General features: G+C 62.6%; 16 protein-coding genes and 1 pseudogene. 12 read left to right on the forward strand and 5 right to left on the reverse strand.

From position 1 onward, the window contains the following. Window positions 1-184 precede the first annotated feature (184 nt). A complete protein-coding gene (locus tag AC19YY_RS03730) occupies window positions 185-667 on the forward strand; it encodes a GyrI-like domain-containing protein (RefSeq protein WP_500603869.1) in 483 nt (160 codons plus the stop codon). 150 nt (window positions 668-817) lie between these two features. On the opposite strand, the gene AC19YY_RS03735 is transcribed toward AC19YY_RS03730, so the two are convergent. Further along, complete coding sequence (locus AC19YY_RS03735) at window positions 818-1,423, reverse strand: pyridoxamine 5'-phosphate oxidase family protein (RefSeq protein ID WP_169955329.1); 606 nt, start codon at window positions 1,421-1,423, stop codon at window positions 818-820. Between the two features lie 20 nt (window positions 1,424-1,443). Continuing rightward, entirely contained in the window at window positions 1,444-1,929 is a 486-nt protein-coding gene (locus AC19YY_RS03740) for a GNAT family N-acetyltransferase (protein WP_500603870.1), read from the reverse strand. A 148-nt stretch (window positions 1,930-2,077) separates the two neighbouring features. On the opposite strand from AC19YY_RS03740, the gene AC19YY_RS03745 reads away from it, so the two are divergent. The 4 genes from AC19YY_RS03745 to AC19YY_RS03760 are packed head-to-tail and all read left to right on the forward strand — an operon-like array spanning window position 2,078 to window position 4,620. Further along, window positions 2,078-2,497, forward strand: coding sequence for a YybH family protein (locus AC19YY_RS03745; RefSeq protein WP_170056880.1), 420 nt, complete (start codon window positions 2,078-2,080; stop codon window positions 2,495-2,497). Window positions 2,498-2,539: 42 nt separating this feature from the next. After that, complete coding sequence (locus AC19YY_RS03750) at window positions 2,540-2,884, forward strand: YciI family protein (protein ID WP_169955326.1); 345 nt, start codon at window positions 2,540-2,542, stop codon at window positions 2,882-2,884. A 33-nt stretch (window positions 2,885-2,917) separates the two neighbouring features. Continuing rightward, complete coding sequence (locus AC19YY_RS03755; protein WP_169955325.1) at window positions 2,918-3,394, forward strand: SRPBCC family protein; 477 nt, start codon at window positions 2,918-2,920, stop codon at window positions 3,392-3,394. Next, a complete protein-coding gene (locus tag AC19YY_RS03760) occupies window positions 3,391-4,620 on the forward strand; it encodes an RNA polymerase sigma factor (RefSeq protein WP_169955324.1) in 1,230 nt (409 codons plus the stop codon). Before AC19YY_RS03755 ends, AC19YY_RS03760 begins: the two co-directional genes overlap by 4 nt. Before the next feature lie 13 nt (window positions 4,621-4,633). On the opposite strand, the gene AC19YY_RS03765 is transcribed toward AC19YY_RS03760, so the two are convergent. Beyond that, window positions 4,634-5,488 carry a LysR family transcriptional regulator gene (locus tag AC19YY_RS03765; RefSeq protein ID WP_492633617.1) on the reverse strand — a complete coding sequence of 285 codons (855 nt, stop codon included), beginning with the start codon at window positions 5,486-5,488 and terminating at the stop codon, window positions 4,634-4,636. A 90-nt stretch (window positions 5,489-5,578) separates the two neighbouring features. Between AC19YY_RS03765 and AC19YY_RS03770 the strand changes: the two genes are divergently transcribed. Next, window positions 5,579-6,019 carry a multidrug/biocide efflux PACE transporter gene (locus tag AC19YY_RS03770; protein WP_169955322.1) on the forward strand — a complete coding sequence of 147 codons (441 nt, stop codon included), beginning with the start codon at window positions 5,579-5,581 and terminating at the stop codon, window positions 6,017-6,019. A gap of 3 nt (window positions 6,020-6,022) precedes the next feature. Here AC19YY_RS03770 and AC19YY_RS03775 read toward each other — a convergent pair whose 3' ends face one another. Then, complete coding sequence (locus AC19YY_RS03775; RefSeq protein ID WP_500603871.1) at window positions 6,023-6,781, reverse strand: SDR family NAD(P)-dependent oxidoreductase; 759 nt, start codon at window positions 6,779-6,781, stop codon at window positions 6,023-6,025. Window positions 6,782-6,903: 122 nt separating this feature from the next. Here AC19YY_RS03775 and AC19YY_RS03780 point away from each other — a divergent pair, with 122 nt between their 5' ends. Further along, window positions 6,904-7,800, forward strand: coding sequence for a LysR family transcriptional regulator (locus AC19YY_RS03780; RefSeq protein ID WP_169955320.1), 897 nt, complete (start codon window positions 6,904-6,906; stop codon window positions 7,798-7,800). On the opposite strand, the gene AC19YY_RS03785 is transcribed toward AC19YY_RS03780, so the two are convergent. Beyond that, window positions 7,797-8,714, reverse strand: coding sequence for a LysR family transcriptional regulator (locus AC19YY_RS03785; protein WP_169955319.1), 918 nt, complete (start codon window positions 8,712-8,714; stop codon window positions 7,797-7,799). The two genes, AC19YY_RS03780 and AC19YY_RS03785, sit on opposite strands and share 4 nt — an antisense overlap. Window positions 8,715-8,832: 118 nt before the next feature. Here AC19YY_RS03785 and AC19YY_RS03790 point away from each other — a divergent pair, with 118 nt between their 5' ends. The 5 genes and pseudogenes from AC19YY_RS03790 to AC19YY_RS03810 form a co-directional block, all read left to right on the forward strand. Then, complete coding sequence (locus AC19YY_RS03790) at window positions 8,833-9,591, forward strand: 5-oxoprolinase subunit PxpA (protein ID WP_500603872.1); 759 nt, start codon at window positions 8,833-8,835, stop codon at window positions 9,589-9,591. Between the two features lie 59 nt (window positions 9,592-9,650). After that, a complete protein-coding gene (locus AC19YY_RS03795) occupies window positions 9,651-10,529 on the forward strand; it encodes a 5-oxoprolinase subunit B family protein (protein WP_169955317.1) in 879 nt (292 codons plus the stop codon). Continuing rightward, the gene (locus AC19YY_RS03800; RefSeq protein ID WP_500603873.1) at window positions 10,526-11,500 is read left to right on the forward strand and encodes a 5-oxoprolinase subunit C family protein; all 975 of its coding nucleotides are present in this window, start codon (window positions 10,526-10,528) and stop codon (window positions 11,498-11,500) included. The genes AC19YY_RS03795 and AC19YY_RS03800 overlap by 4 nt, the downstream gene beginning before the upstream one ends. 29 nt (window positions 11,501-11,529) lie before the next feature. After that, entirely contained in the window at window positions 11,530-11,724 is a 195-nt protein-coding gene (locus tag AC19YY_RS03805) for a hypothetical protein (RefSeq protein ID WP_500603949.1), read from the forward strand. A 186-nt stretch (window positions 11,725-11,910) separates the two neighbouring features. Continuing rightward, window positions 11,911-12,006 (forward strand): annotated as a pseudogene (locus tag AC19YY_RS03810) (hypothetical protein); the annotation flags it as partial. Between the last annotated feature and the right edge of the window lie 47 nt (window positions 12,007-12,053).

A 12,053-nucleotide genomic window follows, 5' to 3' on the forward strand; every position in this document is an offset into this window, starting at 1 on the left:
AATACGTAAGCGCCCGGAACCGTCCGAGCGACGTCGGCCACTGCGGTGGCCTGCGGGGCAGACAATACGGGCGATGACAGCCGTTTGTCCAGATGGCGTAGGAAATTTTTCGGTCTGGAGTATGAAGCGAGTATGCCCCTATACTCGGTATGGTTTTGGTCACTCACCCATGGAGATTGTGCAGATGAACCAACAGGCAACGCTACCCCTGGAACCCCGCATGGAAGAGGGCAAGGCCATGGTGATCGCCGGGGTCGGCGGCCATTACGGCAAGGCTACCCTGGGGGACATTCCGAAGTTGTGGGAGCTGTTCGACACGTGCATCAAGGACATCAAGAAGCGCATTGGCGGCGTGACCTACGGCGTTTGCTACAACGCCACGCAAGAAGAATTCGATTACATCGCCGGCGTCGAAGTACCGGCCAAGCATGATGTGCCAGGCAACTTTGTATCCATTGAAGTGCCGGCCAATCGTTATGCCGTCTTCGCGCACTACGGGCCGGTGTATGCGCTGTCGCAGACCTATGAGCGGATCATGTTCGAGTGGTTGCCGACGTCGGGCTACAAGGTCGCCGGGCCGGATTATGAGCGTTACAGCGCCGATTTCGATGTGGTTAAGGGCACCGGTACTGTGGAAATCTGGCTGCCTGTCGAAAAGTCCGCATAACCTGTACATCGCCTGATCCACCGCCATCGCAGGCAAGCCAGCTCCCACATTTGTATCGGGGTGTACTCAAAACCTGGTACCGCGCAATTACCTGTGGGAGCGGGCTTGCCCGCGATGGCGATCTCAGGGGCGCCCGAGCCGGCCAGGGCCTCAATACAACGTGGCCTTGACCCGCTCCGGCATCTCCCGATCATAGGCCTCGGCATCAAACTGCCCATCATTCAAACGCTTGTGGATGGCCCCCGCTGACGGCAGCGTTGAACGCTCTACATGCTTGTCCGGGTTCCAGCAATCGGAGCGCACAAAGGCTTTCGAGCAGTGGAAATACGCCGCCTCTACCTGCACCACAATCACCGAGCGTGCCGGTTTGCCATTGACCGCAAAGCTTTGCAGCAACTCAGGCTCGATGGAGATCTGCGCCCGCCCGTTGACCCGCAGGGTCTCGCCGATCCCCGGAATGATAAACAGCAGGGCAATCCGTGGATCCACAATCAGGTTACGCAGGGTATCGAGGCGGTTGTTGCCCGGCCGATCCGGGATCGCCAGCGTGCGTTCATCGATGATCCGCACAAACCCCGGCACATCGCCCCGAGGCGAGCCGTCGAGGCCATCGGCGCCCGCCGAACTGACAATCACCAGCGGCGAGGCGTTGACCATCGCCTGGTAATCCTCATTGAGAAACGCGATTTCCTTGCGCAGGGCACGCTCGTGGGGCAGGCCGTAGAGGGTTTCGAGTTGGTCCAGGGTGGTTAGCATGGGAGTCTCCTTGCCGGTAATCAAAACAGTAGCGCCAACCGCCGCTCATAACCCACCCGCCCTTTATACGCCTCGCCCCGGTCTACCCAGCCCTGCTGCAAATACAAGCCCAGTGCCGCCACATTGTCGCTGTCCACCGACAACTCCAAGGCGCTGATCTGCGGCCAGGCCAGGCGGGCGGCGGCGGGTAGGGCTTGTAGGCAGGCCTTGCCGAAGCCTCGGCCCTGATGGTGGCGATCGACTTGCAAGGCATGCAGTGTGGCGCTGTGTGCGTCGGCCCAATGGGGCAGGCAGGGCGGGCGCTTGAGCAGCAGGAAGGCCACGGGAACGTCGTCGGCCAGCAGGGCGAAGCCCTTGATGCCGGGGCTTGGGTTGACCAGCAGGCTGTTCAGCGCGCAGTAGATATCACCGCTATAGGCCAGTTGCTCGGGGTGGACTTCGAGGCTGGCGAGTTGCTGTTGCTGGGTAGCAGTCAGCGTCTCATAGGGCGCGAGGCGGGTTTCCATCGAGCAGATATCCGAAGTCCTACAGGGAAGTCGCAAATTCTAGCGGCTTTATCCTTGGCGAAATTATTTTTTGTAGGCTTGTCGATTCAAAGGCGGGTCATTCGACTAAGGGTGTCTTCCGTGATTTTCCACCCCGAGGAGTATCGCCATGAGCAACCCAATCAACACCCTGATCGAGCAATGGAAACACGCGGTGGTCGCCAAGGATGTCGAGCAGATTGTCAGCTTTTACGCCGACGATATCGTCGCGTTCGACGCCGTCAATGCCCTGCAGTTCAAAGGCAAGGCGGCCTACCGCGCCCATTGGCAGGCCTGCATGGAGTTTTGCCCAGGCCCAGGGGTTTTTGACTTCCATGAGTTGCATATCGTCGCCGCCGATAACAGCGCCTTTGCCCACTGGCTTGCGCACTGTGGTGGCTCTGGGCCAGATGGCGTGCTGAAAACCTGCTGGATGCGCGTCACCGCCGGTTATCAACGTATCGACGGCCAATGGAAGGTGGTGCATGAGCACTGGTCCGCGCCTTTCGATATGGAAACCGGCGCCGGGCTGTTCGACCTGAAACCTTGAGCGCTGCCAACTATAGTCAGTAGTCCGAAAACGGAGAACGCCATGAAATACCTGTGCCTGGTCTACAGCGCCGAAGCCTTGCTGCACAGCCTGCCCGACAGCCCCAAGGACCCGGAATGCCACGCCTATGCCGAGGCAGTCCACGGTAGTGGCCGCATGCTCGCGGCCGAGGCTCTGGAGCCGGTGAGCACGGCCACCACCGTGCGCATGCGCAACGGCAAGTTATCGATCACCGATGGGCCGTTTGCCGAAACCAAGGAGCAGCTTGCCGGCTTCTATCTGATTGAAGCCCGGGACTTGAATGAGGCGCTGCAGGTGGCCGGCGGCATCCCGGCGGCACGGGTCGGCAGTGTGGAAGTACGTCCCGTGCGTGATTTGAATCTCTGAACCCAACAATCACAAGACTCAGGAGGTTTATCCATGAACACTCAACCCGCTGCATTCGAACTGTCCATCAGCCGCATGATCGACGCCCCGCCGAGCCGGGTGTTCCGTGCCTGGACCGAGCCTGCGCTGTTGCAGCAATGGTGGGGCCCACACGGCATGACCACGCCGGAGTGCGAAATGAACCTGTGGGTCGGTGGTCTGTTTCGCACCCTGATGCGCGCGCCGGACGGCAGCGAGTATCCGACCCAGGGCGTGTTCCTGGAGATCGACGCGCCGCGCCGCCTGGTGTTTACCGATGCGTTCCTGCCCGGCTGGATCCCATCGGGCAAGCCGTTCATGAGCGCCGAAGTGACCTTCGAGGACGTTGCCGGCAAGACCCGCTACACCGCGCGCGCCATGCATTGGACTGAAGCCGACAAACAGGCCCACGAAGCCATGGGCTTTCACCAGGGGTGGGGCGAGAGCCTGGACCGGCTGGTGGCGCTGGTGACCCAGGGCATGCCCGATTGACCGTCAAGGCCCGGGTCGAGGCGGTCTACCGCAGTGACTCGCGGCGCGTCCTGGCGACCTTGATTCGCCTGCTGGGGGATTTCGATCTCGCCGAAGAAGCCTTGCACGAGGCGTTCTTCGTCGCGGTCGAGCGCTGGCAGCAGGATGGCGTGCCCGACAACCCTGGGGCGTGGCTGGTGTCGACCGGGCGCTTCAAGGCCATCGACCGCCTGCGCCGCCAGGCCCGTTTCACCCCGTTGCTGCAGGAGCAGGCCGATGCGCTGGAAGCGGCTGACTGGAGTACCGAAGACGTGGAAGACGACCGCCTGCGCCTGATCTTCACCTGCTGTCATCCGGCGCTGGCGGCCGATGCGCAGGTGCCGCTTACCCTGCGTGAGATTTGTGACCTCAGCACCGAGGAAATTGCCCGAGCCTTCCTGGTCACGCCGGCCACCATTGCCCAACGCATCGTGCGCGCCAAGGGTAAGATCCGCGAGGCGAAAATCCCCTACCAAGTTCCAGGGCTGGCGGAGTTGCCTGAGCGCCTGGACAGCGTACTGCGCGTGATTTACCTGGTATTCAACGAGGGTTATTCGGCGTCCATGGGCGCCGACCTGACCCGTGACGACTTGACCCGCGAGGCCATACGCCTGGGCCACCTGCTCCTGGAGTTGCTCCCGGAGCCGGAAGTCATGGGCCTGCTGGCGTTGATGCTGCTCCATGAGTCCCGGCGCCCGGCCCGGTTATCGCCCGCTGCTGAGTTGGTGCTGCTGGATGAACAGGACCGGACGTTGTGGGATGCCGCGTTGATTGCCCAAGGCTGCGCGTTGGTGGAGCAGGCCCTGGCCACCCGGCGTTTTGGCCCTTACGGCCTGCAAGCAGCAATTGCCGCGGTGCACGCCGAGGCGCCGAGTGCGGCGCAGACCGATTGGCCACAGATTATTGGCCTGTATGACGTGCTGCTGAGGATGCTGCCGTCCCCGGTGATCGAGCTCAACCGCGCCGCCGCCGTGGCCATGCGCGATGGGCCATTGGCGGGGTTGCAACAGGTCGAGGGGATCCTGGCGCGCGGCGAGTTGCTGGATTACCACCTGGCGCATTCAGCGCGTGGCGAGTTCTGCCGGCAATTGGGGCGGATGAAAGAGGCGCGCCAGGCGTATGAAAAAGCCCTGTGCCTGACCCAGCAAATGCCGGAAAAGCGCTTCATCGAACGACGCCTGGCAACCTGCACCGATAGGCCTGTGTAGGCGCCGGCGGAGGTTATTCGAGCATCTTTTCCAGCAACCAACTCCCCGCCGGGCCCGGCGGGTGTTGCCGCGACCACAACGCATCCACCGCCACCGAGCGCGGCCAGCCGCGAGCCTTGAGCTCCACCAGTTGGCCATTGGCAAAGCGCTCCACCAGCCAGCTCGGCAAGGGGGCCCAGCCAAAACCGAGGATGGCCATTTCCATCAGCATCAAAAAGCTGGGGGCGGACCAGACTCGGCCGGTCAGCCGGTTTTCATTGGGGTTGATGATGCTTGCCAGGCGCAGCTCCCGGTGCTGTTGCAGGGTTTGCTGGTCGATACCATCGAGGCTGGCCAGTGCGTGCCGCGGGGACACAAACAGCGCAAGTTGTGCGCGCTCCTCGATGGTGGCATGGGTCAGGTCTGGCGGGTAGACCTCCTGCGCCTCGATAAACGCCAACTGCGCGCGCCCGCTTTGCACCAGGGCGATGAGGTCTTCGCATTCGGCAATCAACCACTCCAGCTCCAGGTCCGGATAGCGCTGCTCCAGGGCACCGAGCAGCGTTTCAAAGCGCCCCGACTGATAGGTATCAGACATGGCAATACTGAGCTTGGGCTCCAGCCCCTGGGATAACTGGCTGGCGGCAAGCTCCAGGCGACTGCTGGCCTCCAGCACCTGCTCGGCCCGTTGCAGCAGAACGTGCCCGGCCGGGGTCAGGCTGGGCTTGCGGCTGCTGCGGTCGAACAGCACCACGTCCAGATCAATCTCCAGGCTGGCCACTGCGGCGCTGACTGTCGACTGGCTCTTGCCCAGCTTGCGCGCCGCCGCCGAAAACGAGCCTTGGGTCGCCGCCTGCACAAACGCTTGCAACACTTCATGAGAAGCCATGATCTATCGCCTTGATCGATGGTTATTGATTATGAAGTATCGTTTCAGGGCGCGATGATGGCAACCCAAGACATTCACAGAGCAACACCTATGAACACCACCAAGTCCATCACCGAACGTGTTTTCCAGGCCCTTGGCTTCGAAGGCCTGGCCTTGCTGATCTGTACCCCGTTGCTGGTCTGGATCACCGGTCGCCCAGCCCTGGAAATGGGCGCGGTGACCCTGGCCATCAGCCTGTTGGCGTTGACGTGGAACATGATCTTCAACAGCGTGTTCGATCGCCTCAAGGTACGCCTGCAACTGGCCAATAGCGTCAAGACCCGGATCATGCACGCCCTGCTGTTCGAGGGTGGGCTGATTCTGTTTGCCGTACCGCTGATTGCCGCGTGGCTCAATATCAGCCTGATGCAGGCGTTTATCCTGGATATCGGCGTGTTGCTGTTCTTCCTGCCGTACACCTATGTGTACCACTGGGGCTACGACGTGCTGCGGGAAAAGTTCCTGCAGCAACGTGCGCCAGAGCAAGTGTGAGGGTCAGACGAACATTCCGCCCGACGCCTCGATACGCTGCCCATTGATCCATTTGCTGCCATCGGCCAGCAAGGTGGAGATCGCCCCGCCAATGTCGTCCGGCAAGCCGACCCGACCCAGGGCCGTGTTGCTGGCGACAAAGGCATTGATGCCGGCGTTGTCGCGTACCGCGCCGCCACCGAAGTCGGTCTCGATGGCACCGGGGGCGAGGGTGTTGACGCTGATCCCCCGTGCGCCCAACTCCTTGGCCTGGTAACGGGTCAGCACTTCCACCGCGCCTTTCATTGAGGCGTAGGCGGCATAACCGGGCAGGCTGAAGCGGGCCAGGCCGCTGGAGATATTGATGATGCGCCCACCATCGACGATCAGCGCCAGGAGCTTCTGGGTCAGGAAGAACGGGCCCTTGAGGTGGATCGCGACCATTTGATCGAACTGCGCTTCGGTGGTCTCGACAAAGCTGGCATGGGTGCCGATCCCGGCGTTGTTGATCAGGAAATCGAAATGCGCCTGGGCGAAATGCGCTTGCAGGACCTCGCCGAGCTGGCTGACAAACCCGTCGAACGTGGCGCTCTGGCTTACATCCAGTTGCAGCATGGCGGCGCGGCCGCCGAGCTGTTCAATCTCTGCCACCACCGCCTGGGCCTCAGCGGCCTTGCTGTAGTAGGTGCCGACAATATCGATGCCTTGCGCGGCCAGATGCAGGGCGGTGCTTTTGCCCAAGCCACGGCTGGCGCCGGTGATCAATGCGATTTTACGGGTCATGGTGCAGTCCTCGGAGCGGGTGGGTAATGGTGGAATGAGTGTATTTGTCCGGGTATTGCGTGATAAACAGAGTGAATCCGGAATCACTGGTCGGATCAGTCGAACAATCACGGGGCGCCACCATGAACAAGCTGGACCTGTTGCGCACCTTTGTGCGGGTCACCGAACTGTCGAGTTTCACCCAGGCCGGCGACAGCCTGGGGCTGCCGCGCTCGACGGTGTCCGAGCAGGTGCGCGCCCTCGAAGACCTGTTGGGCACGCGCCTGTTGCAGCGCACCACGCGCAAGGTGCAGGCGACCCAGGACGGGCGCGTGCTGTATGAGCGCAGCAAGGACCTGCTGGCCCATATGGAAGAGCTGGAGGGGTTGTTTCGCCAGGACGAGGCGCAATTGACCGGGCGGATCCGTATCGACATGCCCAATGTGATGGCACGTAAGGTGATCCTGCCGCACCTGCCGGAGTTTATGGACCGGCACCCCTTGATCGAGCTGCAAATCAGCAGCTCCGACCGCCAGGTCGACCTGCTGGCCGAAGGTTTTGATTGTGTGTTGCGCGTGGGCGTACAACCAGACCAGTCCGTGGTGGCGCGCCTGTTGTGCAGCATGCCGATGATCAACTGCGTAAGCCCCGGTTACCTGCAACGCTATGGCGAACCCAAGACCCTGGCCGATCTGGCCGCCCATCAACTGGTGCATTACGTGCGGCCGCTGGGTGCGCGCTCCGCGGGTTTTGAATATGTGCAGGGCAACAAGGTGCAACGTATTGCCATGGCCGGGCGGGTCACGGTCAGCAGCACGGATGCGTACCAGTCGGCATGCCTCGCCGGTTTCGGGATCATTCAGGTACCGGGGCTGGGTATCCGCGAATTGCTCGAAAAGGGCGAATTGGTGGCGGTGCTCCCCGACTATCCCGCGCCTGCGCTGGATGTATCGATGCTGTATGCCGGCCAGCGCCACTTGCCGCTACGGGTACGGGTGCTGATGGACTGGTTGTCGGCCACCTTGAAGGCCCAGCTTTAACGGCGTGTCGATAGTTGCTGGGGGGCGAGGAAGGCATCGTGGAAGTAGTCGCGAAACGCCTGCATCGCCGGGGTAAAGGTGCGCTCGCGGTGCCAGGCCAGGCCAACGCTCATGGGCGCGACCTTGTCAGTCACGCTCAAGGTCTCGATGCGCTTGCCTTCCAGGGACCAGGGGCGATGGACCAGGTCGGACAGAATCGCCACGCCACTGCCATTGGCCACCATACTGCGCACCGCCTCTACCGAACTGGTGCGCAGCCGCACCTTGGGCGTCTGCCCGGCCTGCTCCCAATAACGCATGGCACTTTGCTCGGCCTCGTCCACAGTCAGCAGGATATAGGGTTCCTGCGCCACATCCGCCAGGCTCACCGCACGCCGTTCACACAGCGGGTGGTGGCTGGGCAGCCACAGGCGGCGTTCGGAATTGAACAGGATTTGCGAGACGATATCCGGGTGGGTGAGGTTGGCGGTGAGCACCACGGCCATCTCGAACTGGCCATCCAGCAGCCCTTGTTCGATGGCCTGGCGCTCCTGCTCGAAGACTTCGATGCTCACGTCCGGGTGCCAATGCTCCAGGCGTTGCAAGTGGTGCGGCAGGAAGTAACCCAACACCGTGTAACTGGCCGCGACCCGCAGCACGCCGCTGGCGCGCAAGTCCGGCAGCGGGCTGCTGAGGGCATCGTCGACACTGCGCACAATCACGTAGGCGCGGTTGAGAAAATGCCGGCCGGCGTCGGTCAGGTTCATGCCCTGGGCCGAGCGTACAAACAGCTGGGCGCCGAGCATGGCTTCCAGCTCCTTGATCGCGGTGGTCACTGCCGACTGGGAGATATTCAGGTGAATCGCCGCCTGGGAAATCTGGCCGATTTCGGCGGTGGCGACAAAGTAGCGAACCTGGCGCAGCGTAAGCGACATGGGGATTTCTCTTGGGGGTATCTGATTTTCCGAAGATACCCTATCTGATAATAGATCTTCCCAAGGGGTCAAGGGCCAGCCTATTTTCCTTGGCACGAACCCTTGCGGAGCAGCCCCGATGCAGACAGTGGATTTCAACTCGGACATGGGCGAAAGCTTCGGCCCCTGGACCATCGGCGACGGTGTGGACAATGAGCTGATGGCGTTTATCAGCTCCGCCAACGTCGCCACCGGCTTTCATGCCGGCGACCCCGGCACCATGCGCCGCACCATCGAGCGCGCCAAGCAGTTGGGCGTGGCCATCGGCGCGCACCCGGGCTTTCGCGACCTGGTGGGGTTCGGCCGCCGCCACATCAACGTCCCGGCCCAGGAACTGGTGGACGACATGCTCTACCAACTGGGCGCCCTGCGCGAATTGGCGCGGGTGCAGGGCGTGACCTTGCAGCACATCAAGCCCCATGGCGCGCTGTACATGCACCTGGCCCGGGACGAAGAAGCGGCCCGCCTGCTGGTGGAAAACCTGCAACGCCTGGAGCCTGAACTGCTGCTGTATTGCATGCCCGGCTCGGTGATCTGGCGCATTGCCAAGGAACTGGGGCAGCCGGTAGTACGCGAGTTTTATGCCGACCGTGAGTACGATCTGTCCGGCTCCATCGTGTTTACCCGCAACGTGCGCGCCCTGGACCCGGCGACAGTGGCGGCCCGTGTGCTGCGGGCCTGCCAGACGGGGCTGGTGCGCACCGTCGAGGGCGAAGACCTGTTTATCGAATTCGATTCCATCTGCCTGCACAGCGATACGCCGGGCGCCCTGGACCTGGTGGAGGCGACCCGCAGGGCCCTGGACCAGGCGGGGATCGTGGTGCGCACACCCGTCTGAACCGCAGCCCCTGCATGATTTTTGCCTGCCTTTCTACAATGATTCCAAGAGGAACAGACATGGCTGAAACATCCCCGATTCGCTACAGCTTTGGCGCCGATGAGCATTTGTTCGCCGAGGTCAGCGAAAGCATGTCCCTGGAGGCGTTCTTCAAGGGCATGGCCGTCACCCGTGCGGTGCAGCGCCTGGAGCTGCCCGGCGTGCTGGATATCTGCCTGGCCAACGCCTCGTTCCAGATCCGCTTCGACCCGGACCTGATCGCCCCCCAGGTGCTGCTCGACGCGGTGCAAAGCGCCGAGGCCCAGGCCGTGGCCGAGCGCACCTTGCACACGCGGATCATCGAGATTCCGGTGCTGTACAACGACCCCTGGACCCATGAAACCCTGATGCGTTTTCGCGACCGACACCAGGACCCGACGGGCACTGACCTTGAGTACGCGGCGCGGATCAATGGCCTGGCGGATGTCGAGGCGTTTATCGCAGCCCACAGTGGCGCGCCGTGGTTTGTGTCGATGGTCGGCTTTGTGGCGGGTCTGCCGTTCATGTTCCAGATGGTCGAGCGCGAACGCCAGTTGCAGGTGCCCAAATACCTGCGCCCACGCACCGACACGCCAAAGCTGACCCTCGGCCATGGCGGCTGTTTCGGCTGTATCTACTCAGTGCGCGGCGCGGGGGGTTACCAGATGTTTGGCGTGACCCCGGCGCCGATCTACGACCCGGCCCAGCAGTTGGCCTACCTCAAGGAACATATGGTGTTCTTCCGCCCCGGCGATATCGTGCAGTTCAAGCCCATCGACCGGGATGCCTACGACTTGGCGGTGGCCGAGGTGGAGGCCGGGCGTTTCGATTTGCGCATTCGCCCGGTGGAATTTTCCCTGGACGCTTTTTTTGCCGACCCGGTCGGCTACCCGAAAACCCTGCAGGAGGCGCTCGTATGATCAAGGTGCTCAAGCCCGGCCTGGCCACCTCCGTGCAGGACCTGGGGCGTGAAGGGTATTACCACTTGGGGATCCCGCCGTCCGGCGCCCTGGATCAGTACGCCTTGAGTGCGGCCAACCATCTGGTGGGCAATCCGGCGGGGGCGGCGGGGTTGGAATGCACACTGATTGGCCCGCAGCTGGAGTTCCAACAGGACGCCCTGGTGGCACTCAGTGGCGCGCTGATGTCTGCGCGCCTGGACGGTGAAGTGGTGCACCAGGACACGGCGTTCCAGGTGCGTGCCGGTCAGGTGCTGCGTTTTGAGTTTCCCGTGGCCGGGGCGCGCACCTACCTGGCGGTGGCCGGGGGGATCGACGTGCCGCTGGTGCTGGGCAGCCGCTCCACTTACACCCTCGGTGGGCTGGGCGGTTTCCACGGGCGGCGCTTGCAGGAGGGCGATCTGTTGCCTATCGGCCAGACCTGCGGCCAAGGCCGTGCCGGCAATAGCTTGCCGATGGCCTTGCGCCGCTCGGTGGGCGGCGATGTAACATTACGCGTGGTGCCGGGCTTGTACTACGAGCGCCTGACGCCCGCAGCCAAAAGCAGCTTTTTCGCCGAGCCCTGGACCGTGGGTTCCGAGGCCGACCGGATCGGCTACCGCTTCAAGGGCGGCAGTGCCTTGAGCTTCCAGCCACGGGAGCAGCCATTTGGCGCGGGCTCCGATCCATCGAACATCGTCGACAGTTGCTACCCCATCGGCTCGATCCAGGTCCCGGCTGGCCTGGAGCCGATCGTGCTGCACCGCGACGCGGTATCAGGCGGCGGCTACGCGATGATCGGCACGGTGATCAGCGCCGACCTGGACCTGATCGGGCAGATGCAGCCCAACCAGCGAGCGGGGTTTGTCGCGGTGACGCTGGAGGAGGCGCTGGAGGCGCGGCGGGTGTACAAGAAGCGGCTCAAAGCGATGGCCGGCTTATTCGCGGGCTAAGCCATCACACAAAAAAAGTGGGAGCGGGCTTGCCCGCGATAGCGGTGTGTCAGTCAAGTATTTCTAACCTGATCCACTGTCATCGCGGGCAAGCCCTCTCCCACATTTTGCTGTGTGGTGATTCAGAAGGCACGGTGATCAGCGCCGACCTGGACCTGATCGGGCAGATGCAGCCCAACCAGCGAGCGGGGTTTGTCGCGGTGACGCTGGAGGAGGCGCTGTAGGCGCGGCGGGTGTACAAGAAGCGGCTCAAAGCGATGGCCGGCTTATTCGCAGGCTAAGCCATCACACAAAAAAATGTGCGAGCGGGCTTGCCCGCGATAGCGGTGTGTCAGTCAAGTATTTCTAACCTGATCCACTGCCATCGCGGGCAAGCCCGCTCCCACATTTTGCTGTGTGGTGATTCAGAAGGCACGGTGATCAGCGCCGACCTGGACCTGATCGGGCAGATGCAGCCCAACCAGCGAGCGGGGTTTGTCGCGGTGACGCTGGAGGAGGCGCTGTAGGCGCGGCGGGTGTACAAGAAGCGGCTCAAGGCGATGGCTGGCTTATT

The organism is Pseudomonas sp. MF09156, from assembly GCF_059862305.1.